The organism is Lawsonibacter celer, assembly GCF_014281125.1.
GTDB classification, from domain to species: domain Bacteria; phylum Bacillota; class Clostridia; order Oscillospirales; family Oscillospiraceae; genus Lawsonibacter_B; species Lawsonibacter_B celer.
In genome coordinates this window covers 1-22,264 of sequence record NZ_JACOEA010000010.1, presented here as the reverse complement: position 1 = coordinate 22,264, position 22,264 = coordinate 1, and the positions used below count along the sequence as shown (strand labels likewise).

Below are 22,264 nucleotides of genomic sequence, written 5' to 3'. Positions count from 1 at the left end.
TCCGGTGGATCCAACTGCGGTCCCAGGCGGATTTATATTGCTGTTGTTTCCGTAGCATGACAGATAAAATCTGGAAGCAGATATGAGCACTCCGGGTTTATATTGAAAGGCAACACCGGATCCCGCACTATCAGAGAGCGGCTTAAAACCAGGATCATCCCTATGATAAACTCCGATGATATTTTCTACAAAATTTCCATAGTCATCTTTAAACATTATAGCTATAAGAGAGCGAAATGCTACTAGGCTCTAGTGCAAACCCTTGTATACAAATAGATTGTACCCAGTCATAGAGATAACCGTTATTTTCGGCAAGATTTCCGAAATAATATCGCTCTGCACTTTTGCGGGTATAGCTTAATGTAGAGGACCAGTCATTCCGTTCCTGATAATCCTCTCCGCTTGCACTGGGAGTGGCACGGGTTACGCCGAATTCCAGGCCTGTGGTTAATTCCAACTTTGTGTCCGAATCCGTCGATGCAATAAAATCCGCAGAGTATCCGCTGGGATCAAGGATATAGTCTGCCGCGACAATTTGCTGCTCACGGCTGGTAAGCTGATATGTATCGGACAAATCAATGACGGTACTCGTTGCTTCCTCGGTTATCCTTGTAGTAACCGGGAGTGAAAGCACAATACCATCAGATGGAACGCTTCTGGTCAGCGCATAGGCAGCCAAGCCATCCAGAGGGATCGCCTCTGTATCAGTTATAAGTACCGAAACTTTCCTGGTCATATCCTGGTCCTCAGAGTCGACCGCGGAGGCAGGCACGAAAATCAAAGACATGCACAAAAGTAAGCTGATGATTCGTTTAAACCGTTTTAACGTTTGGAAATCCTCCTTTGTATTGTTGTCAGATAAAAGGATTAAGGTCTCATCGGCTTTACGGATCACGGCGCTAACTGGCTTAACTAATCAATCATTGGACTGCTCCTTTCTCTGCGCCAGTATATGGCAGCATTGGCTTCAGCTTCCTTACAATTAACATACCAAAACGACGGTAAAATGTCAACGAAAACTAAAAAAATTGTGCAAAACTGACTATAATTTAAAAACCCAATTTCAGGAAAAAAGTGCTTTACAGAGGCGAGCGACTCGTGCTATAATAAAACAAAAACCGCATCATATCATTTTAAAGATTAGAAAGGGATGCCGAGCATGGAGGAACTGCGGGAATTAAAGGGGCGCCTGGAGGGGGAGCGCCCGGCGGAATGGGACGCGCTGCCGGATATCGGGCTGTATATGGATCAGCTGATCTCCTATATGCCCCGGCAGCTGATCCACTATGGGGAGGGGGAGAGCCTCACTTCCGCCATGGTAAACAACTATATCAAGGACGGCGCCCTGCCCCGGGCGGAGGGGAAGCGGTATTCCCGCACCCATCTGGCCTATCTGACCGCCCTGTGCGCCCTCAAGCAGGTGCTCTCGGTGAAGGACGCGGCCCGGCTGCTCTCCTCCGCTGCGGAGGGGCGGGAGCCGGAGGCCCTTTATGATATGTTCCAGCAGGAGTTGGACCGGGCGCTGGACGTGACGGCGGGCTGCCTGGACGGCAGCGCCGGGGCAGAGGAGCTGCCCCGCCTGGCTTTAAGCCTGGCCCTGCGCAGCTATGCCGACCAGCTGGCCTGCCAGCGGGTGCTGGATATTATGGCCCGCCGGCCGCCTCTGGCCGGTCAGGCGGAAAAGCTGAAGCGAAAAAATGAGCGGGAGACCGCCAAAGATTGATTTTGGAGGGACGCGTATGAGCGAATATCTGCTGGCCACCGACTCCTCGGCAGACCTGACGGCTTCTATGGTAAAGGAAATGGAGCTGGAGGTGCTGCCGCTCTCCTTTACGATCAAGGGGAAGACCCATCTGAACTGGCCGGACAACCGGGATATGTCCCCAAAGGCCTTTTACAAGGCTCTGCGCGAGGGGGAGATGGCCACCACGGCGGCGGTCAACGTGGCCGACGTGACCGCCCGGCTGGAGCCGGTGCTGGCGGCCGGAAAGGACGTGCTGTTCCTGACCTTTTCCTCCGCCCTCTCCGCCACCTGCGATTCGGTCCGGATTGCGGCAAAGGAGCTCACGGAAAAGTATCCGGAGCGGAAGTTCTACGTGGTGGACACCCTGAGCGCCTCCCTGGGGCAGGGCCTGCTGCTCTGGCACGCCGTGGCCCAAAAGCGGCAGGGGAAGAGCATTGACGAGATCCGGGACTGGGTAGAGGAAAACAAGCTCCATCTGTGCCACTGGTTTACGGTGGAGGACCTGCATTTCCTGAAGCGGGGCGGCCGCGTGTCCGCTGCCACCGCTGTGCTGGGAACCATGCTGTCCATCAAGCCGGTGATGCATATGGATAACGAGGGGCGGCTGGTAAAGGTGGGGACCGCCAGAGGGCGGGGCGCCTCCCTCACCGCCCTGGTGGACCACATGGAGGAGAGTGTGGTGGACCCGGCCGGGCAGGTGGTGTTTATCAGCCACGGCGACTGCGAGGCGGACGCCAAAAAGGTGGCAGAGGAAGTGAAGCGCCGCTTCGGCGTCAAGTCCGTGTTTCTCAACCAGGTAGGCCCGGTCATCGGCGCCCACTCCGGCCCGGGGACTGTGGCGCTCTTCTTCCTGGGGAGGCAGCGCTGATGGAGGATATTCGCTGGCTGGAGATCACCCTGGAGGCCCGCCCGGAGGAGCTGGACGATCTGACCGCCCGGCTGACCGGAAACGGGGTCACAGGGCTGGTGATCGAGGACGAGGAGGAATTCCGGCGCTTCCTGGAGGAGAACCGTCAGTACTGGGACTATGTGGACGACGAGCTGCTGGAGCGGATGCGGGGCGTGTGCCGGGTGAAGTTCTATGTGCCGGACGACGCGGACGGCCAGGCCCAGCTGCACGCCTGGCTGGCCGGCGTGGACCGGGACTACACCTCCGCCGCACTGGGGGAGAACGACTGGGCCCACAGCTGGAAGAAGTACTATAGGCCAATGGCCGTGGGGGAGCGGCTTTACATTGTGCCCGAGTGGGAGCGGGGGCGGCCCGTCCCCCCGGGCAGGACGCCCCTGTACCTCAATCCCGGCCTCACCTTCGGCACGGGCAGCCACGCCTCCACCCAACTGTGCCTGATGGGGGTGGAGCGCTATACCGTGCCCGGCCGGCCGGTGCTGGACCTGGGCTGCGGCAGCGGCATTCTGTCCATTGCCGCCCTGGCCCTGGGAGCCTCTGCCGCCGTGGCGGTGGATATTGATCCCAAGGCGGTGGGCGTGGCCTATGAAAATGCCGCCATGAACGGGATCGGGGCCGACCGCTATACCGTGCGTGCGGGCAATGTGCTGGGGGACGAGGCCTTGGCGGCGGAGCTGGCCGAGCGGCGGTATGCCCTGGTGCTGGCTAACATCGTGGCGGACGTAATCATCCCCCTCTCCGCCCAGGCGGGCCGGTTCCTGGCCCCGGAGGGCGTGTTCCTATGCTCCGGCATCATTGACACCCGCGCCGCCGAGGTGCGCGCCGCTCTGGAGAAAAACGGGCTGGAAGTGGTGGAACGCCGGGAGCAGAAGGGCTGGGTGGCCTTTGCCGCCCGTATGAAGTGAAGATGACCGAGCGCGGACCGGACGTTTCCACGGGAGAACGTCCGGTCCTTCTTGCCCTGAGGGGGGCGCTGTGATACACTATCCCTGAAAAAGAGGTGATCCCATGGAAAAGCGGGCGGCAGTCCTCCGCGCCCAATTCCCGGCCGGGCGGCGGGTGCTGGCGATCAGCGATATTCACGGCAATCTGCCGTTTTTAAAGGGCCTGCTCCAGACCGCCCGGGTGACCGGGGACGATATTCTGGTGCTGGTGGGAGATCTAATTGAGAAGGGGCCGGACAGCCTGGGCACCCTGCGCTTTCTTATGGAGCTGTCCAAACACCAGACAGTGTACGCCTTGAGCGGAAACTGCGACAGTCTGGTGGCGGAGTTTGCCCACGGGGCGCAGCTGCCCCAGTCGTTTTACCACCACTATCTGGGGGTGTGGGGGGAGCGCAGCCTCCTGCTCCAGATGGCCCGGGCGGCGGGCTATGCGGGGCAGGCACCCCACGACCTGGAGGAGATGCGCAGGCGGCTCCGGGCGCGGTTTCCGGCGGAGCTGGCGTGGCTGAGCGCCATGCCCACGATTTTGGTCAACGAGCACTACCTGTTTGTCCACGGCGGGGTGCCCCGGGAGACTGATCTGGAGCGTCTGTCCGCCTGGCACTGCATGAAGAACGACGACTTTCTCAACCAGGGGCACCACTTTAGCCGCTGGTGCGTGGTGGGCCACTGGCCGGTGACCCTTTACAACCCGGATGTGCCCTCTGCCGCGCCCCTGCTGGATGGGGAAAGTCGCATCGCCAGCATCGACGGGGGCTGTGTCCTCAAACTGGACGGGCAGCTCAACGCCCTCATCCTGCCGGAGGAGCCGGGCGGGGCCTTTTCCTGGGCGGCCTACGACGGACTGCCGAAGGCCGCCGCTCTGGATGCCCAGGCGCCCTCGGAGCGGTCCATCAACATCCGCTGGGGGCATAACCGGGTAGAGCTGCTGTCGCACGGCGGGGAGTTCTCCCGCTGCCGTCACCTGGAGACCGGCTGGGAGCTGGATATTCTCAACAGCTACTTGTATGAGGAGGACGGCATGCTCAAATGCGAGGACTCCACCGACTACCACCTGCCGGTGGAGCCGGGGGATGTGCTCAGCGTGGTCCGGCGGGTCCGGGGCGGCTGCCTGGCCAAGAAAGAGGGGGTCACCGGGTGGTATTTCGGCCGCCTGGCGGAGTGAACGGGGGCCCAGGTCGGGTGTTACCCTTTTTTACCCCTTTGTTGCCGCTGTGTAAAGACCGCCCGCAGGGTAGACTGCTATACTGGGATGCTTTTATACATAAAAAATAAAGGAGGCGTCTCTATGAGATCCCCTGCACTTCTGCTGGCAGCGCTTCTGCTGGCGCTGCTGTCCGCCTGCACGGCCGCCGCTCCGAAGCCGCCGGTCGCTGACATCCCCCCCACCCCTGAGTTGGCGGCGGAGGCCCTGTTCCCCCAGCTGAACGCTGCCGCTCTGGAGGGGCGGCTCCCCGACGGAGACTGGGAGGCCCTTCAGGGCTTCCTGCCCATTTTGCAGGAGGGCGCTTCCTTTGCCTACACCCTGGATATGGCGGCGGAGGAGCCTGAGAGCGAGAGCCTTACCCTGGCCGAGTACTGCGCCGGGCTTCCCACAGAGACAGGGCAGCTTCTCAAGCTGACTCTTCAGGAGCTGGACGGGGACGGGGGCGCGGAGCTGATCCTCTGCATCGCGGGCCCCGGCAGCGGCGATTATCTGGTCCTGAAGCGGGAGGAGGACGCCTTTTATGGGGTGCAGATGGTCCACCGGGGCATGAACGCCATCCAGACCAACGGCGTGTTTGTGGGCTCCAGCGGGGCGGCCAGCAACCACTATTGCAGATTATATTTCGAAAACGGCATAGCCGCGCTGGAGATCCTGGGCTATGCGGACTCATGGGAGTACGCAATTGCTGGCCAGACGGTGACGGAGGAGGAATTCAGCGCCTGGACGCAGGAGCTTATGGTGGGGGACGCGGCCTGGTACACGCCGGAGGGCGAGCAGGCCCCCTGACGGAAAAAGCCTGCAACTATATAATGTAGTGGAAATTTGGCTGCAATACGAAAGGGGAGATCGATATGGAAAGACAAAAAACCTATTGGCTGTTTCTGGCGCCGGTGGCCGCGGGTGTGCTCTCCATCGGGCTGTGCGTCAGGGCGCACTTTATGGCCTTTTCCCTGGCCGAGACGGCGGCGCGGCCCATTGCACCGGGCTTTCTGGCCTTCTGGGGCATGTTCCTCAGAGTGGGGCTGTGGTGCGGGCTGATTCTTCTCAGCTGCGTCTTTTTCAGCATGGGGCGCAACCGGGAGGCAGTTTCCCTGAAGGGGGCTGGCATCTTCTGCGGAGCCGCGGCGGCGGGATTGGCTCTCTTCACCGCGGCGTGCCTGGGCGCCCACGGGCAGGCCTACCTGGTCCCGGCGGCGTGCGGGGCGTTTTTCCCCGCTTTGTAAGGGGAAACGGAGAAAAGGGCTTGACTTCCGGTTTTCGGGCTGATATACTATCAAAGCCGCTTTGAATGGGATTGCAAGAAGAGAAGCCGTGACCAGGCTGTCACGCTGCGCACACTCCGCGCTTCTCTCTCCCCCGACAGCGAGCCCGTAATGAAGGAGTTGAAACTACATGCATGCGATCATTGAGACCGGCGGCAAGCAGTACAAGGTGACCGAGGGCGACACCCTCTTCATCGAGAAGCTGCCCGTGGAGGCCGGTGAGGCCGTGACCTTCGACAAGGTGCTGGCAGTCATCGACGGGGACAAGATCACCGTGGGCACTCCAGTGGTGGAGGGCGCCAAGGTGGACGGGTCCGTTGTCAAGAACGGCAAGGGCAAGAAGATCATCGTCTTTAAGTATAAGCCGAAGAAGGGCTACCGCCGTAAGCAGGGCCATCGTCAGCCCTACACCAAGGTGACCATCGGCAAGATCTCTGTGTAATGACTACAGCGTCATTCACCATGGAGGGTGAGCGCATCACGGGCTTTACCGTGAAGGGCCACAGCGGCTCCGCCCAGGCGGGCGCCGACCTGGTGTGCGCCGCGGTGACCAGCGCCGTGCGTCTGACCGAGTGCGCCGTCAACGACGTGCTGGGCCTTGGGGCCTCGGTCAAGGTACGGGAGCGGGACGCTTCCATCACCCTCAAGCTTCCCGGCGGACTGAGCCCGACCAATGAGGAGACCTGCCAGACCCTTTTGGCGGCCCTGATGGTCTATCTGGCCCAGCTGCACGAGGAGTACCCTGAAAATATCATCGTAGTGGAGGAAGAATGATCCTCCCTGCGGCAACGGACAACACTCGTTTGGAGGTGTAACAAAATGCTGAATATCGGTCTTCAGTTTTTCGCCCATAAAAAGGGCGTGGGCTCCACCCGCAACGGCCGCGACTCCGAGTCCAAGCGCTTGGGCGTGAAGCGGGGCGACGGCCAGTTCGTGCTGGCCGGCAACATCCTGGTCCGCCAGCGGGGCACCCATATTCATCCCGGCGTCAACGTGGGTAAGGGCAGCGACGACACCCTGTTTGCTCTCAAGAGCGGCAAGGTCAAGTTTGAGCGCTTGGGCAAGGACCGCAAGCAGGTCTCCATTGTGGAGATCGCCCAGTAATATGGGTATACTAAGCCCCGAACGGCTCCGTTCGGGGCTTTTCCTTTGAGAGGAGGGAGATGCCGATGGCAGCTTCATTTGTAGATACGGCCAAGATCGCGGTCCGGGCGGGCAGCGGCGGAAACGGCGCGGTGGCCTTCCACCGGGAAAAATATGTGGCCGCAGGCGGCCCGGACGGCGGCGACGGCGGCCGGGGCGGCGATGTGATTCTCCAGGTGGACGACCACATGTCCACCCTGATGGATTTCCGCTACAAGCGCAAATACGTGGCGGGCAACGGCGGGGACGGTCAGGGCAAGCGCTGCTCCGGCAAGGACGGAGAGAACCTGGTGATCAAGGTGCCCCGGGGGACCGTGGTGCGGGACGCCGAGAGCGGGGAGATCATCGCCGACATGTCCTCGGGGGAGCCCTTTGTGCTCTGCCGGGGGGGCAATGGCGGCTGGGGCAACAAGCATTTTGCCACCCCCACCCGCCAGGTGCCCCGCTTTGCCAAGGCGGGGCTGCCCGGGATCAGCCGGGAGGTGGTGCTGGAACTCAAGCTCCTGGCCGATGTGGGGTTGGTAGGCTTCCCCAATGTGGGCAAATCTACCCTGCTCAGCGTGGTGAGCAAGGCACGGCCCAAGATCGCCAACTACCACTTTACCACCCTGTTTCCCAACCTGGGCGTGGTGTACGTGGAGGAGGGGGTCTCCTTTGTGCTGGCGGACATCCCCGGCATCATTGAGGGGGCGGCCGATGGGGCCGGCCTGGGCCACGACTTTCTGCGGCACATTGACCGCTGCCGCCTGCTCATCCACGTGGTGGATGTGTCGGGCAGCGAGGGCCGTGACCCGGTGGCCGATTTTGAGGCCATTCAGGCCGAGCTGAAGGAGTACTCCCCCGAGCTGGCCTCCCGCCGGATGCTCGTGGCGGGCAACAAGGCGGACATTGCCCAGGAGCGGACGGGGCTGGAGGCCCTGCGGGCCCATGTGGAGGCGCTGGGGATGCCCTTTTACGAAATCTCCGCCGCCGCCCAACAGGGCACCCGGGAGCTGATGTACGCGGCCGCCCGGGAACTGGAGAGCCTGCCCCCCATCACGGTGTACGAGCCCACCTATGTGGAGCGCCCGCCGGAGGTGGACCTGTCCGAGCCCATGACCATCCTTCATGAGGACGACACCTGGATTGTGGAGGGCCCTGCCCTCCAGCGGCTGATGGCCAACGTAAATTTCGGGGACTACGAGTCCCGCAACTGGTTTGATAAAATGCTGCGGCAGTCCGGTCTCTTTGACCGGCTGGAGGAGATGGGCATCCAGGACGGAGACACCGTGTCCCTGTATAACCTGGAGTTCGAGTACCAGCGCTGAGGCCGGACCGGAAAAGGGGGCTGTCCCCGCATATCCGGGCAAAAGTTAGGACATGCTAAAAAAGATTTGACAGGCCTGACCGGCTGTGGTATAGTAACATTTAGTTGAAAAGGGAGTAGTTTGAAAGTCATGCCGTCAACATCACGGCCCGCGTGCGCGGACCTGGCGGTATGCGCCCGATGCGGTAACAAGACTTTTCGGCGGCCGCGCTGTACGCGCTGGCTGCCGGGAGGTCTTTTTTTGTTTGCCTCATCTACCGGAAGGAGCGGATTTTGACATGCAGGAGACCTATTTTAACAAGACCGGGCAGGAGACGCAGGAATGCCTGCGGACTGCCCCGGAGGGCCTGGGGGCTGAGGAGGTCCGCCGCCGGGCGGAGCAGTTCGGTCCCAACAAGCTCTCCGAGGGAAAGAAAAAGAGCGTGGCCCAGGTGTTCCTGGAGCAGTTTAAGGACCTGATGGTGGTCATTCTGATCATCGCGGCCCTGATTTCCGCCTTCTCCGGCAATGCGGAGAGCACCATTGTGATCTTTGCCGTGCTCATCCTCAACGCCATTCTGGGCACCGTGCAGTATCTCAAGGCGGAAAAATCGCTGGAGAGCCTAAAGGCCATGTCCTCCCCCTCGGCCAAAGTCATGCGGGGGGGCGTGCGGGTGGAGATCCCCTCCCAGGATGTAGTGCCCGGCGACATTGTGCTGCTGGAGGCCGGGGACATGGTGGTGGCCGACGGCCGTATTCTGGAAAATTTCTCCCTGAAGGTCAACGAAAGCTCCCTCACCGGTGAGAGTGAGGGCGTGGATAAGACCGACCAGGCCATTGAACATGAGAAGGTGGCCCTGGGCGACCAGAAGAATATGGTTTTTTCCGGCAGCCTGGTCACTTACGGCCGGGCCACGGTGGCGGTGACTGCTACCGGTATGGACACGGAACTGGGCAAAATTGCCTCCCTGATGAACCAGACCCAGCAGCGTAAGACGCCCCTGCAGGAGAGCCTGGACAAGTTCAGCGCCGGGTTGGCCACGGTGATCATGGCCATCTGCGCCCTGGTGTTTGTGCTGTCCATCTTCCGCACCCACATGGGCATACTGGACTCCCTGATGTTTGCTGTGGCTCTGGCCGTGGCCGCCATTCCAGAGGCGCTCTCCTCCATCGTCACCATCGTGCTGGCCATGGGGACCCAGAAGATGGCCCGGCAGAACGCGATTATGAAGGACCTGAAAGCGGTGGAGAGCCTGGGTGCGGTGAGCGTCATCTGCTCGGACAAGACGGGCACCCTCACCCAGAACAAGATGACCCCCCAGAAGGTGTACGCCGACGGCTCCCTACTGGAGGGGGCGGATCTGGAGCTGGTCAACGATGTGCAGCGGCTGCTGCTCAAGGCCGCCCTGCTGGCCAGCGATGCCACCAACAACCAAGAGACCGGTGCCTCCATCGGCGACCCTACTGAGGTAGCCCTGGTCATACTGGGAGAAAAGTTTGGCGTGGACGAGGTGGCCTATCGGGAGCAGCACCCCCGCCTGGGGGAGCTGGCCTTTGATTCCGACCGCAAGCTGATGAGCACCCTCCACAACATTGACGGCACTCCCACCCTGTTCACCAAGGGCGCCATCGACGTGCTGCTCCAGCGGTCCAAATACCTACTGACCCGCCAGGGGCCGGTGGAGATGACCCCGGAGCGGCGAGAGGAGATCTCCCGGGTTAACATGGAGCTGTCCATGGAGGGGCTGCGGGTGCTCTCCTTTGCCTATAAGGAGCTTGACGGAGTGCGGCCGCTGACCCTGGAGGATGAGAATGATTTTACCTTCATTGGTCTGATCTCCATGATTGACCCGCCCCGGCCCGAGGCGGTGCAGGCGGTGGCCGACGCAAAGGAGGGCGGCATCCGCACCATCATGATTACCGGCGACCACAAGGTGACCGCCGCTGCCATCGCGCGCCAGCTGGGCATCTTCCGGGAGGGAGACGAGGCCCTCTCCGGGGTGGAGTTGGACGCCATGACCGACAAGGAGCTGGACCAGCGGCTGGCCAAGATTTCCGTGTATGCCCGGGTGTCTCCGGAGCATAAGATCCGCATTGTCAACGCCTGGCAACGGCGGGGATGCATTGTCTCCATGACCGGCGACGGCGTCAACGACGCCCCGGCCCTGAAAAAGGCGGACATCGGCGTGGCCATGGGCATCACAGGCACCGAGGTGAGCAAGGATGCGGCCTCCATGATCCTGGCCGACGACAACTTTGCCACCATCGTCAAGGCCGTGGTCAACGGCCGCAGCGTGTACACCAATATCAAAAATGCCATTCAGTTCCTGCTCTCAGGCAACGCGGCGGGCATTTTCTGCGTGCTCTACGCCTCGCTGATGGCCCTGCCCGTGCCCTTCCAGCCGGTGCATCTGCTGTTTATCAATCTGCTCACCGACTCCCTGCCCGCCATTGCCATCGGCATGGAGCCCGCCCGGCGGGGGCTGCTGCGTCAGAAGCCCCGGGACCCCAAGGAGCCCATTCTCAACAAGCCCCTCCTGCTGCGCATCGGCGGGCAGGGCCTGCTTATCGCAATTGTCACCATGATTGCCTTCTACCTGGGGTACCGGAATGGGGACGCGGCCTTGGCCTCTACCATGGCTTTCTCCACCCTCACCCTGGCCCGCCTGTTCCACGGCTTCAACTGCCGGGGGGAGGAGTCCATCTTCAAGCTGAAGCTCTCCACCAACAAGTACTCGGTGATGGCCTTCTTCGCCGGTGTCCTGCTGCTGCTGGCAGTGCTCTTCATCCCCGGGCTGACCGGCCTGTTTGCCATCTCACCCCTGTTCAGCGCGGCCTGCCTGGGTGAGATCGCCCTGCTGGCCTTCCTGCCCACCCTGGTCATCCAGATCGTTAAGATCATCGCCGGGGTGTGGAAGAAATGAAGGGACAAGGATGAGTCTGTCGCAAAATGCAGTTTTCAGACCCAAACGGAAAAATTTGTGCATTAAAAAAGTTAGCGAGAACCGTCACGGCGGCGGTTCTCGCCAACTTTTTCCTGGGCCTGTTTCAAAATTTTTATTTTGCAACAGGCCTAATTTGTTATACTTGTAAAAATGAACAAAAACAAAAAGGGGGCGGATGAGAAAATTGTTGACAATTAAACGACGACATGATAAATTGAAACAAGAGAGGAAGCCACAATGACAGCTGGATTACGGCGCTGGGAAAGGAGCAGACCGATGGGCTAGTATGGATTGGCAAATAACCAGATGATTATAACAGCTCAATCACATGATAGCTATTTATGGAAGAATGGAGGAGTACAAAGATGTTTAAGCATAGGAGAAGACTTATTTCTATTCTTGCGTGTCTGACAATACTTCTTACTCTTCCGGCGTATGCCGCATAAGTGGACACACCTATAGGTCAGCTTAAAGAAATCGCTGATACAGAGAATGTGTTTGAGATGGTTAGTCAAAACCACACAGTAATTCGCATTCTGGAAAGAGAGCCAATGACTGCAAGCGCTATGGTGGAAGAGGCCGCTAACAACTATGTAAAAACGAAAGAGACACTATCAGCTTTAGGGATGGAACAGGATTTCATTGAAAGCCCTTCTGTTGAGGATTTGAATGTATACGCCTCCAGCCCGAGCATTAAGGCGGCAGTTTCCTGTTTTGTGGTAGATGGCGTAAGCGGCGAAATGACTTGTATTTCGGAAGAAGAGGCATTGCGAGGGGCGGCGGCTGTAACTTCTGATCCCGCTATTGGAGAAATGGCCCAAGACTATATTCAGGACACCTATATGCGGGTATGGCATGCGGTTACCAACCTAGGTGCCTCTAACTATAAATTTGTCACAGATGCCCGCTGGTTGACAATGCCCTTTTTCAGAGGGACGGATTCGATTGGGTCCTGTTCCATGAATACTACAGTTACACCAGGGACGGCATCTGGCTATATGGAGTTTAAGCAGCAAAGCATATCAGGATTACAGACCACAACCCTTGACCGTTATGAGGCAATAGAAACGAGTGATATAAAGTATGCGTCAAATGGAAGCTTTTATGGTGCAGGCGCTGTATTTAATCTTCCAAATGATGTTGTTATAAGTGAGGCCCAATCAACTACTTTCTACGACTTTAAAGTTCACTTTGAGTACCAGGGCCACCTTATGTATCCAGAATTGGAGACGTGGTTTAATAGCACAGGAACATATACACACGCTACGGTTGGGATCTCTGGGATTCCAACGTTAACAGTGACAATAGATTCAAGCGGCAGTAAACCAAGCGGCTCGATTGGAATCACTGTAGCGGGGATTAAGGAACCACGCTCAGTGCTGTTAGAACTGCATTATGTGCCCTAGCGCTGAATGGAGAGACCCAATGAATAAAATTGCACTTGCGGTTTCTGTTACTGCTGTGGCCTGGTTTGGCGGTTTCTACATTGAGGTATTCCTGGGATGGCCGGTGAGCACATTGGCCGCAGTCTGTACCATGGGAGCTTTTATTCTCCATTTCAATGGCCGCCGCAGGTGACGGGAGTGCAACTTCAACTGTAAGAGGCAGGGGCCCGGCGAAGCCGGGCCCCTGCCTCTTTTTACGGCACAACTTCAAATTCCTGCTGCCCCATGGAGCCGGGGGCAATCTCGTATTTGTCAAAGAGGATGACCGGATGGCCGGCCTGATTGAGGTAAAAGCGCTGATTGGGGTCAATTGACTGGAAGCCGCCCTCCCCTGGGGAGAAATATACCTGGTCCGGGTCCTTGCTGCGCTCGGCAATGCCGGCCCGGACGGCGGCGTTGGCGATCTCCACGTAATCGGGGCCCAACAGATCGCGCAGGGTGATCTCCCGCCCTGCCTCCAGGTCGATGTTATAGGCATAGGTCTGGGTATAGGCGCTGGCCAGGGTCTCCGTCTCCGTGACCAGGAAGGAGAGGTACTGGCCGTTCTGGCATTTGATCTCATAGTCCACATCGATGATAATGGGGATAAAGTCAATCTCCTCGCCACCGGTTTCCACATAGGCCTCCCGGGCTTTCCGGGCGCGGGCCTCCGCCTCGTCCAGGAGCGCGTTGATCCGGGACTGAATCTCCACGTTGATCCGCTGCTCCAGATCAGTATGGCCGGACAGCTCCAGGGCGGGCAGACGCACGTCGATGAGGTGGTCCCGATCGTCCACCGTGTACTGCTCCACCGTAAAAATGCGGGCCAGCTGCCCTAATACTGGGACCGCGTCCACCGCGTGTGCAAAGCCAGGGCTGGCATTGACCAGCAGGACAAAGCAGGCGCAGCAGGCTGCGGCGGCGGTAAGGCTTCGCCGGACGGCCCGGCGGCTTCGGCGGCGGCGTTCCCCGGCGCGCACTGCCGAAGCCACCGCAAAATCCAGCACCGGGGGCGGCGCGCCTTCGGATTCGTAGCGCGCTTTGGCGCGCGTCCATGACTCATTCATCGCTAAGCTCCTCTCCAGTCCACTCCCGTAGCTTGCGCAGGCTCTTGTACAGACGGGATTTGACGGTGTTCAGATTTGCCCCGGTTGCCTGGGCGATCTCCTCCAGCTTCATATCCTCAAAAAAGCGCAGACGGATGACAGCCTGCTCCTGCAGGCTCAGCCGGTCAATGGCATCGTACAGGTCCAGCCGCTCCCCCACGTCCGGGTCAGGGGCGGCGGGCTCCTCCTGCTGCTCGGGAAACGGGACCAGCCGCCTTCCCCGGCGAAAATAGTTCATGCTCTCATTGAGCAGGATGCGGTAAAACCAGGTTTTCAGGTAGGCGGTTTCCCGCAGGGTATCCGATTTGGACAGAGCCTTGACGATGCTCTCCTGCACCACGTCCAGGGCCGCGTCCCGGTTTTTTACATAGCTGAACGCCAGACGGTAAAAATCCGCCTGTCCGGACACCAGATAATCCACCAGCTGCTGGTGGGGGCTTAAAATGGTCTGTTCCAAAGCGCCCGGCGCTCCTTTGCTCGCTTATTCTGCCACCGTGTGGGCCTTGAGGTAGTCCAGCCAGCGCTGATAGTACGACCTGGTCAGATGCACGCCGTCCACACTGCCCGCCTCGTCCAGCGCGCCGTCAGCCTCGGCAAAGGCCGACCACACATCCACCAGAAAAACCTGCTTTTCCTCCGCCAGCTGAGCGATAATGTCATTATACACCAGAATCTGCGGATTGTTGATATAGGAGCCGGCGGATTTTTTGCTCGTCACCGGAATCAGGGTTTGGAGATAGATCTGCGCCTCGGGCTGCACCTCCCGGATCAGGTCGATCAGGTCGGCATAGTTGTCGTAATAGCGCTGGTCATTGTACCAGCCCAGCTCGTTGACGCCCAGCATCACGTATACCTTCCCGTAGGCGCCCCGCTCCAGGCCCTCCAGGGCGGTCATCTTTTCTCCGTTCACCCGGATGGAGGCCTCGGTGCGGGCGGACTGTACGGTCAGCCCGCGGTAGGCCAGGCATGCGCCGGGCTGGACCCCGGAGTAGAGACAGAGGCCCTCCGTCCGGGAATCCCCCACAAAAGCCGCGTCGGAAAACCAGTCGTCCCCCACCGCCTCGGCTTCGGGTACCGGCGCAGCGTAGTCATAGGGAGCCTCCGGCTCCGGCATGGGCGCAGGGGCAGGTGTGGAAGAGGGGAGTGGGGCGGAGCTGGACTCGGGAAGGGGAGCGGCGGCGGTAGGGGTGGGCAGCACCGCTTCCCCCTGGCGGGCCAGGGTGACACCGCCGGTCAGGAGTAGCGCCAGCAGAAGCCCGGCGGCCAGAACGCGAAAAAAATAGGGGAGAAAAGGGCGGCGCCTCCGGCGCTTTCTGCGGGTGGGGGGCATGGCGGGTCATCCTTTCTGTCTGTTGCTCTATCTAATAGACCAGGATAGGGCGGGAAAAGTTGTTTTATACAGGCAAAAAAATAAAAAAGGGAGCGGACGATTTCGTCCGCTCCCTTTTTCTGATGGAAAGGTTATTGTGCGTCCAGCGTTTTTTGGGCCAAATCCGGGTCCGCGGCCACCACCAGGATGGCGGAGTCTCCCAATTGGGTCACAATGGCCCCGTCCAGCTTGGCCACCTCCTCGGGCATGTAGTCCTTCAGGGCGGCGCGCTGATCCTCCACCCGCTGCTCCAGGCCGGACAGGGCGGCCTGGGCCGCGTCGGTGCTCTTCATGCGGAAGATGGCGATCTCCTCCGCACCGGAGGAGAGGGAGCCGTAGACAATACCGTCGGTCACGTCCCCGTAGTCGATGCCGTAAAGCTGGCAGGCGGTCTCAGTGTCCATGGTGTCCAGGGCGCCGGCAAACGCGCCGGAGTCCAGCAGGGCTTGGGCGGTCTTGGCCGGGTCCACGCCGGCCTTGCTGTCCCCACTGCCGCAGGCGGCCAGGGCCAGACAGAGGGCCAGCAGCAGCGGCAGCAGCCGCAGGTTTTTAAGCTTCATTTGCAGTTTCTCCTTCCTCAGCGACGGGCGCGCTCTGCCCCGCCTGATATTCCAACGGGTCCACCGTATGGGTCATCAGATAGTCCAGCCAGGTCTTGTACCAGGCCTTGGTAAAGTGTACGCCGTCCACCGTGTTCTCCCGGGCCAGAATGCCGGTCTCGTCGCTGAGGGCGGAGGCCACGTCCAGAAGCACCACATGCTCCTCCGGAGCTAGCCGGGAGAAGATTTCGTTATAGACCGCCACCTGTTCATTGGTCACATAGTAGGGTTGCTTGTATTCCTTGCACTTATCCGGATTGACAGGAACCAGATTTTCCAGATAGATCACGGCGTCGGGCTGCAGCTGCCTGAGCTGCCGGAGAAAGGCGCGGAAGGTATCTTCAAATGCCTGATCGTTAAAATAGCCCAGCTCATTGATGCCCAGGGAGATGTATACCTTGGCGTATTGACGCCGCTCCAGGGCCTCGGCCACGGAATAGGTGCCGCCGTCCAGCTCCACCACCTTGCGGTCCTGCAGCTCAAACACGGTCAGCCCCTTGTAACAGTAAAAGGTGGCGCCTTTGATGCCGCTGTACAGCTGCAGGCCGTCGGTGCGGGAGTCCCCGATAAACAGCGCATCTGCAAAGTAGTCCATCTCCACCGGGTCGGATGCGGGCGCGGCCTGGGAAAAGTCATAGACCGGCTCCGGCGTGGGGGTAGGCGTGGGGGGTGGGGCGGGCGTCGGCTCCGGCGTGGGAGTTGGTGTGGCAGCCGCCTGGGGCGAGGAGGTGGAGGAGCTGGGGCCGGGTGAGGCGGGCGCGCCGATGGAGGGGAGAGCAATCGCGCAGACCACAACTGCGGCGGCGGCCAGCAGCAGGGGCAGCTTCGGGGAGCGGGGCCGCTTCTTGCGGGACGGTTCCAGGTGACGGGGCGTGTGGGAAGCCATAAAAAGGAACACCTCATTTATGTATAAAATCAAGAGACCGAAATGGTCAGATTTCGACGTTCCGGGTAAAAAAATTACCCAAGGAGCAGCGCCTCCAGGGCGGGAAAGCCGTCGGCCTCCCAGGTGGGGCGCACGTCCGGAGCGACTGGCAGGCGGCGGGGATTCAGCCAGCATGCGTCCGCCCCCGCGTTCAGCCCTCCCCACACATCAGTGAGCAGGTTGTCCCCGATGACCAGGGCGCGGCTGGGGTCGTCAATGCCCATATCCCGAAAGACCCGCTGGAAAAACGCCGGCTGGGGCTTGCTGGCGCCCACCTCCTCAGAGATGAACAGCCAGGGAATGACATCCCGCAGGGGGGAGCGCTCAAACCGGCCCCGCTGGGCACGGGCCACCCCGTTGGTAATAATGGCCAGGGTATACCGCCCGGCCAGACGGCGGCACAGGTCCTCCGCGCCGGGATAGAGGATGACGGTGTGGGCCAGATGGTCCAGATAGGCGCGGTTGAGTGCCTGGGGATCGCCGGACAGGCCCATGATACGCAGGAAGGCGTCAAAGCGCTCCACCACCAGCCGCTCCCGGGGAATTTCGCCCAGGTCAAATCGGGTCCACAGCGCCCGGTTGATGGCCACATAGAGCCCTTCGGTCACATCGTTGAAGGGACAGCCCGCCTCCTCCAGCGTGAGGCGGAGCGCCTCGTGTTCGGAGCGGTCAAAGTCAAAAAGCGTGTTGTCCGCGTCAAAGAGAAGATATTGATAGCTTGGCACAGGGAGCCCTCCTTTCAGCGGCGGCGCTGCCGCCAGGCGGTAAACAGCCGCGCCACCGAGGCCACCATCAGCACGCCCACCGCCAGAGCGCCGGCAAGCCCGAGGGTGTGCAGCAGTGAGTCCAGAAAGGCCTGGGTCTCTCCGGCCATGGCGTGCTCCATGGTATAGTAGATGCCGCCGCCGGGGACCAGGGGAAACAGGGCCAGCAGCAGATAGGTAGTGACCGGGCACTTGCGCAGCCGGGCCATGACCTCCGACCAGACGGAGATCACCAGGGCGGCCAGAAAGGACTGAATGATGTCGCTGTGCACCAGCGGCGCGCAGAGCAGATAGGCCATCCAGCCCAGCGTCCCGCCCAGGGCGCACAGAAGCATGTTCGGCCCGTGGACATTGAAGAGGAAGCAGAAGCCCAGACAGCCCCCAAAGGCGCACAGGCAGGGGAAGAGGAGTGAGTTCCACACCGCCATCTCAGCCACCCCCCAGCATCCGCGCCAGGCCCAGGGCAAGCGCGGTGCCCAGAGCAATGGCCGCGCCAATGAACAGCGCCTCGGTAATTTTGCTGATGCCTGCCACCATGTCTCCGGCCATCACATCCCGCATGGCGTTGGTGAACGCGATCCCCGGAACCAGGACCATCAGCGTGCCGATAATGATCCGGTCCTGATGCGCGCCAAGGCGCAGCCCGACCAGAAGCACAGCGATCAGTGCGGAGATCAGCGCCCCGGCAATGGTTTTAAAGAAGGCGTTAGTGCGCAGCCGGTTCATCCCGGTCAGACACAGACCCAGAATCGTGCCGCATACCCCGCCACACAGGCCGTCCCGCCAGCTGCCGCCAAAAAACAGCACGAAGGAGCCGCAGCCCAGAAAGTAGGCGAACAGCTGTACCGGCAGGGAGTAGCTGCGCGGCCGGCGGAGGGTTTCCTCCAGCAGGGCGGCCGCCTCGTCCAGGGGCGGGGTGCCCCGGCACAGGCGGCGGCACAGGTCGTTGAGCCGCTCCACCTGGTCCAGATTCGTGCCGTGGGCGGGGACGCGGCGGATCTGTGTGACAGGGCGGCCGTCCGGGGCGGTGAGCGTCACGATAATGCAGTTGGGAATGGCGAATACCTCGCCGAAGGTGACGCCGTAAGCGTGGAGCAGCAGCTGCATGGACTCTTCTACCCGGTAAATCTCCGCGCCGCTCTCCATCAGACGGTAGCCCAGCTCCGCGGAGAGAGCCATTAACTTGTCATAGTCCAAAGGCAAAGGCGAACACCACCCTGTCAAACATCAGAACAAGTGCGTCAGAGGCATCAGACAGATGCCCGCGAAGGTAGCCCACAGGGCGCTGCGGTCGTGGCCGTACTGCCGGGAGGAGGGAATCAGCTCCTCCACCGCGATATAGATCATGATGCCGGACACCACGCCGAACAGACTGCCCAGCAGCATGTCGCTGATGAACGGGCGGAGCACCAGAAAGGCCAGCCCCGCGCCCGCCGGCTCGGCCAGAGCGGAGAGCAGGGTGTAGCGAAAGGCACGTCTGCGGCTGCCAGTGGCGTACCAGATGGGCATGGCTACCGTAATGCCCTCCGGAATGTTGTGCATGGCGATGGCGAAGGCAATGGTCAGCCCCAGGGTCGCGTCCTCATAGCCGGCCATAAAGGTAGCCATGCCTTCGGGCAGATTGTGCAGGGCAATGGCCAGCGTGGATACCACGCCCACCCGAAGCAGGTTTTTGTGAGGAGCCTCTCCGGTGGCCTGGTCAAAGGCCTCGTGGGGGACCAAATGGTCCAGAGCCATTGCCAGCAGGATGCCGCCGGCCAGGGCGGCCACCGAGAGTACCGCGCCGGGCCGGGTGCCGGAGGCTGCGCTGAGCAGCTCCCGGGCATTGGGGAACAGATCGGTAAAAGACACCGACAGCATCACACCCGCGGCAAAGCCAAGGCTGACGGCCAGAAGCCGCTGGCTGCGCTGCCGCGTGGTAAATACGGCCAGGGCGCCCAGCAGCGTGGACAGGCCGGCAATCAGCGCAAGCACAAGCGCGCGCAGGGAGGGAAGATCTATCATATTAGAATACCTCTTTTTCCGTGGCCGCGCAAGTGGGATCTCCGCGCAGCGCTAAAGAGATTGTAACGGAGAGAAGGCGGAATGTCAAACCTGCGCACCCTTTTCCGGCGCCGGAATAGGATGGAACAGCCAGGATAACGGAGGAGAGTGCCATGAGACATCGATGGAATATCTGGGTGCTGGGCGGAGACCTGCGCCAGAGCAAGCTGGCAGAGCTGCTGGCAGGCGACGGCCACGCGGTCCACACCTTAGCCCTGGAAGAAGCGGGCGCGCTGCCCGGCGTGCGGGCGGAGAGCGGGTTGGAGGGAATTTCACAGGCCGACTGCGTGGTGCTTCCCCTGCCGGCGGTGGGAGAAGACCTGCGGCTCAATACGCCGCTTTCCACGCAAAGCTGGCCGTTGGAGCGGGTGCTGGCGGCCCTCCGGCCGGAACAGGTGCTCTGCGGCGGAAGGGTGAGCCAGGCGGCCCGGGACCTGGCGGAGCGGCGGGGGTTGACCATCCTGGATTACTTTGCCCGGGAAGAGCTGGCGGTGGCCAATGCGGTACCTGCCGCCTTAGCGAAACAGACACAGTGCCCCGCCAAAGAAAAGACGGAGCAGGGCGGGAAAAAGTTGCGCGGGGGCGGATTCGGCATGTATAATAATAAAACAGACAAAGTAAGCGGGCAGGAGAACAGGAGGGGGACGGATGGACAACAAACAGATGTGCCGGGCGCTGCGGGAGCGGACGGAGGCCTTCCTGGCCTCGGGCGGAGCGCGAGAAGAGGGAGACGCCCTGTTCCGGCTGGTGGTGCAGCTGTGTCCAGGGCGGGTGGACTTCCGAAAAGTCTGCGAAAATCTCTACGATGGAATTCATATTACCGACGGCGAGGGCAGAGTCCTGTTTATCAATGAGGCCTATACCCGCACCACCGGCATTCGTCCGGAACAGATATTGGGTCGCCGGGTGTCGGAAATTGAGACAGAGGGGAAACTGTACAAAGGCTCGGTCACGGAGCGGGTACTTCAGCGAAAGGAACGGGTCAACTCAGTGGCCGTCATCTTCGGACTCAATCGGGAGGTACTGGTTACCGGAACACCGGTGTTTGACGAACAGGGCAATGTGGCGCTGGTGGTCACCAATACCCGGGACATCTCTGGACTGAAGAATTTGGAAAAGCAGCTGCACACGCTCACAGAGGAGAGCAAAAAGGCCAATGAGGAGCTGGCTTACCTGCGCCGGCAGCAGGCGGGCGACAAGCGCCTGTTTTACCACAGCGAAGCCATGCGCAAGGTAGTGGAGCTGATCCATACCGTGGCCGCGGCCGATGTGACCGTCCTGATCACCGGAGAGTCGGGAACGGGAAAGGAGCTGGCGGCCAATGAGATCTATCAGAACAGCGCCCGCGTGGGAAAACCTTTTATCAAGGTAAACTGTGCCGCCATTCCCGCAGAGCTGCTGGAGAGCGAGCTCTTTGGCTATGAGGCGGGGGCCTTTACAGGAGCGGGAAAGGCGGGCAAAGCCGGCCTGTTTGAACTGGCGAACACGGGGGTGCTGCTCCTGGATGAGATTGGAGAAATGCCATACAGCCTTCAGAGCAAGCTGCTCCGGGTCATCCAGCAGCGTGAGCTCATGCGCATCGGCGGAAGCCGCCCGGTGAAGCTGGATATACGGGTGATTGCCTCTACAAACCGGGATCTTCGGGAGCAGGTGCGCAGGGGGAGTTTTCGGGAGGACCTGTTTTACCGGCTGAATGTGGTACCCATTGAACTTAAGCCGCTGAGAGAGCGGCAGGAGGACATTCCCTATCTGGCAAAGGTATTTTGTGAGAGCTTCGGCAAAAAATACAATAAGGATGCCTCTTTCACGCCGGAGGGGCTGGAACTGCTGATGGAGTATGCATGGCCGGGTAATATCCGGGAGCTGGAGAACCTGGTGGAGCGCCTGGTAGTCACGAACCCGGATGGTCCCCTGTCCAGCCGGCAGATCGCCAGTGCGCTTTATCCCGGGGAAATGCCTCCACGGGACGCCGCGCTCACGGGCGGCACCTTAAAAGAACAGGTGCGTGCCTTTGAGCAGGAGCTGATCCAGCGGACCGTGGCCCGGGAGGGATCGCTGCGCCGCGCCGCCGCAGCCTTGGGCGTGGATCATTCCACACTGGTCAAGAAATGCCGTGCAGAAAAAATGCACAGGGAGATGGACGGTGACATTTTTCACCGGTCGGTGGAAAATATCACCACCAGTCAAAGAGGGAATAGTTAAGCAAAATAGGCAAAATATGAAGTAAAAAACAGAAAATTTTGAACAAATAAAACGAAAAAGCGGACAATCAATTTAAAGCGGGCGGTGAATAATTTCACCGCCCGCTTTAAATTGATCTTTTGCACAGGCAGAGACAGAAAAAGAAAAAACAAGGTGCCCCAGTTGTTTGCAGCCTTTTTTGAGCGGGAAACGCAAAAATGGCACAAAGTTTGCTTATAAAAGTATCCGGTACGAGAAATACAAGCAAAACAGAAAATGAGGTGCTTTGTTATGACAAACAAAAGAATCATCACGATAGCGACGACAGGTGCGTGGCCGAAGAAGGAGAACAACCCGAACGTGCCGATGACGCCGGCGGAGATCGCGGAGGACGTGTACGAGTGCTGGCAGGCGGG

General features: G+C 60.3%; 26 protein-coding genes. 16 read left to right on the top strand and 10 right to left on the bottom strand.

All coding sequences use genetic code 11. The features are described 5' to 3' along the window. Positions 1 to 208: 208 nt before the first annotated feature. Entirely contained in the window at positions 209 to 736 is a 528-nt protein-coding gene (locus H9Q75_RS12260) for a hypothetical protein (RefSeq protein WP_186567540.1), read from the bottom strand. 423 nt (positions 737 to 1,159) lie between these two features. Between H9Q75_RS12260 and H9Q75_RS12255 the strand changes: the two genes are divergently transcribed. The 13 genes from H9Q75_RS12255 (at position 1,160) to H9Q75_RS12195 (ending at position 13,015) form a co-directional block, all read left to right on the top strand. Next, positions 1,160 to 1,723 (top strand): DUF1836 domain-containing protein, encoded by a 564-nt coding sequence (locus H9Q75_RS12255; protein ID WP_186567538.1) that lies wholly within the window; start codon positions 1,160 to 1,162, stop codon positions 1,721 to 1,723. Positions 1,724 to 1,739: 16 nt separating this feature from the next. After that, complete coding sequence (locus H9Q75_RS12250) at positions 1,740 to 2,612, top strand: DegV family protein (RefSeq protein ID WP_186567536.1); 873 nt, start codon at positions 1,740 to 1,742, stop codon at positions 2,610 to 2,612. Further along, positions 2,612 to 3,556, top strand: a complete 945-nt coding sequence (gene prmA, locus H9Q75_RS12245; RefSeq protein WP_186567534.1) for a 50S ribosomal protein L11 methyltransferase — start codon at positions 2,612 to 2,614, stop codon at positions 3,554 to 3,556. The genes H9Q75_RS12250 and prmA overlap by 1 nt, the downstream gene beginning before the upstream one ends. Before the next feature lie 103 nt (positions 3,557 to 3,659). Further along, positions 3,660 to 4,760 (top strand): metallophosphoesterase, encoded by a 1,101-nt coding sequence (locus H9Q75_RS12240; RefSeq protein WP_186567532.1) that lies wholly within the window; start codon positions 3,660 to 3,662, stop codon positions 4,758 to 4,760. Between the two features lie 123 nt (positions 4,761 to 4,883). Continuing rightward, a complete protein-coding gene (locus H9Q75_RS12235) occupies positions 4,884 to 5,588 on the top strand; it encodes a hypothetical protein (protein ID WP_186567530.1) in 705 nt (234 codons plus the stop codon). Positions 5,589 to 5,653: 65 nt separating this feature from the next. Beyond that, positions 5,654 to 6,025, top strand: coding sequence for a hypothetical protein (locus H9Q75_RS12230; protein ID WP_186567528.1), 372 nt, complete (start codon positions 5,654 to 5,656; stop codon positions 6,023 to 6,025). A gap of 169 nt (positions 6,026 to 6,194) precedes the next feature. After that, on the top strand, positions 6,195 to 6,506 hold the full coding sequence (rplU, locus tag H9Q75_RS12225) for a 50S ribosomal protein L21 (protein ID WP_186567526.1): 312 nt from the start codon (positions 6,195 to 6,197) through the stop codon (positions 6,504 to 6,506). After that, a complete protein-coding gene (locus H9Q75_RS12220; protein WP_186567524.1) occupies positions 6,506 to 6,838 on the top strand; it encodes a ribosomal-processing cysteine protease Prp in 333 nt (110 codons plus the stop codon). The genes rplU and H9Q75_RS12220 overlap by 1 nt, the downstream gene beginning before the upstream one ends. A gap of 45 nt (positions 6,839 to 6,883) precedes the next feature. Continuing rightward, on the top strand, positions 6,884 to 7,168 hold the full coding sequence (rpmA, locus tag H9Q75_RS12215) for a 50S ribosomal protein L27 (RefSeq protein WP_186567522.1): 285 nt from the start codon (positions 6,884 to 6,886) through the stop codon (positions 7,166 to 7,168). Positions 7,169 to 7,233: 65 nt separating this feature from the next. Further along, complete coding sequence (gene obgE, locus H9Q75_RS12210) at positions 7,234 to 8,514, top strand: GTPase ObgE (RefSeq protein ID WP_186567520.1); 1,281 nt, start codon at positions 7,234 to 7,236, stop codon at positions 8,512 to 8,514. A 277-nt stretch (positions 8,515 to 8,791) separates the two neighbouring features. Then, positions 8,792 to 11,416: a cation-translocating P-type ATPase gene (locus H9Q75_RS12205; RefSeq protein WP_186567518.1), complete on the top strand. Its 2,625-nt coding sequence runs from the start codon at positions 8,792 to 8,794 to the stop codon at positions 11,414 to 11,416. A gap of 524 nt (positions 11,417 to 11,940) precedes the next feature. After that, a complete protein-coding gene (locus H9Q75_RS12200) occupies positions 11,941 to 12,843 on the top strand; it encodes a hypothetical protein (protein WP_186567516.1) in 903 nt (300 codons plus the stop codon). A gap of 19 nt (positions 12,844 to 12,862) precedes the next feature. Next, entirely contained in the window at positions 12,863 to 13,015 is a 153-nt protein-coding gene (locus tag H9Q75_RS12195) for a hypothetical protein (RefSeq protein WP_186567514.1), read from the top strand. A 61-nt stretch (positions 13,016 to 13,076) separates the two neighbouring features. Here the strand turns inward: H9Q75_RS12195 and H9Q75_RS12190 are convergent, their stop codons facing one another. The 9 genes from H9Q75_RS12190 to zupT all read right to left on the bottom strand — a co-directional run bounded on the left by H9Q75_RS12190 (position 13,077) and on the right by zupT (position 19,628). Next, on the bottom strand, positions 13,077 to 13,928 hold the full coding sequence (locus H9Q75_RS12190) for a DUF3298 and DUF4163 domain-containing protein (RefSeq protein WP_186567512.1): 852 nt from the start codon (positions 13,926 to 13,928) through the stop codon (positions 13,077 to 13,079). After that, positions 13,921 to 14,424 carry an RNA polymerase sigma factor gene (locus H9Q75_RS12185; protein ID WP_186567510.1) on the bottom strand — a complete coding sequence of 168 codons (504 nt, stop codon included), beginning with the start codon at positions 14,422 to 14,424 and terminating at the stop codon, positions 13,921 to 13,923. The genes H9Q75_RS12190 and H9Q75_RS12185 overlap by 8 nt, the downstream gene beginning before the upstream one ends. 24 nt (positions 14,425 to 14,448) lie before the next feature. Continuing rightward, positions 14,449 to 15,297: a GDSL-type esterase/lipase family protein gene (locus H9Q75_RS12180; protein ID WP_186567508.1), complete on the bottom strand. Its 849-nt coding sequence runs from the start codon at positions 15,295 to 15,297 to the stop codon at positions 14,449 to 14,451. 131 nt (positions 15,298 to 15,428) lie between these two features. After that, positions 15,429 to 15,896: a DUF4358 domain-containing protein gene (locus H9Q75_RS12175; RefSeq protein ID WP_186567506.1), complete on the bottom strand. Its 468-nt coding sequence runs from the start codon at positions 15,894 to 15,896 to the stop codon at positions 15,429 to 15,431. Next, entirely contained in the window at positions 15,886 to 16,821 is a 936-nt protein-coding gene (locus H9Q75_RS12170; protein WP_186567504.1) for a GDSL-type esterase/lipase family protein, read from the bottom strand. The genes H9Q75_RS12175 and H9Q75_RS12170 overlap by 11 nt, the downstream gene beginning before the upstream one ends. Before the next feature lie 74 nt (positions 16,822 to 16,895). After that, complete coding sequence (locus tag H9Q75_RS12165) at positions 16,896 to 17,585, bottom strand: YjjG family noncanonical pyrimidine nucleotidase (protein ID WP_186567502.1); 690 nt, start codon at positions 17,583 to 17,585, stop codon at positions 16,896 to 16,898. A gap of 14 nt (positions 17,586 to 17,599) precedes the next feature. Further along, the gene (locus H9Q75_RS12160; protein ID WP_207720852.1) at positions 17,600 to 18,052 is read right to left on the bottom strand and encodes a threonine/serine exporter family protein; all 453 of its coding nucleotides are present in this window, start codon (positions 18,050 to 18,052) and stop codon (positions 17,600 to 17,602) included. Between the two features lies 1 nt (position 18,053). Beyond that, on the bottom strand, positions 18,054 to 18,827 hold the full coding sequence (locus tag H9Q75_RS12155; protein ID WP_207720851.1) for a threonine/serine exporter family protein: 774 nt from the start codon (positions 18,825 to 18,827) through the stop codon (positions 18,054 to 18,056). A 24-nt stretch (positions 18,828 to 18,851) separates the two neighbouring features. After that, complete coding sequence (gene zupT, locus H9Q75_RS12150) at positions 18,852 to 19,628, bottom strand: zinc transporter ZupT (protein WP_186567500.1); 777 nt, start codon at positions 19,626 to 19,628, stop codon at positions 18,852 to 18,854. A gap of 152 nt (positions 19,629 to 19,780) precedes the next feature. Between zupT and H9Q75_RS12725 the strand changes: the two genes are divergently transcribed. From H9Q75_RS12725 to H9Q75_RS12140, 3 genes are all read left to right on the top strand, one after another. Next, the gene (locus H9Q75_RS12725) at positions 19,781 to 20,521 is read left to right on the top strand and encodes a dipicolinate synthase subunit A N-terminal domain-containing protein (protein WP_243200833.1); all 741 of its coding nucleotides are present in this window, start codon (positions 19,781 to 19,783) and stop codon (positions 20,519 to 20,521) included. Next, complete coding sequence (locus H9Q75_RS12145; protein WP_341480951.1) at positions 20,415 to 21,869, top strand: sigma-54 interaction domain-containing protein; 1,455 nt, start codon at positions 20,415 to 20,417, stop codon at positions 21,867 to 21,869. The genes H9Q75_RS12725 and H9Q75_RS12145 overlap by 107 nt, the downstream gene beginning before the upstream one ends. Before the next feature lie 255 nt (positions 21,870 to 22,124). Next, positions 22,125 to 22,264: 3-keto-5-aminohexanoate cleavage protein (locus tag H9Q75_RS12140; protein WP_341480950.1), on the top strand; the 140-nt coding region annotated here is incomplete at its 3' end.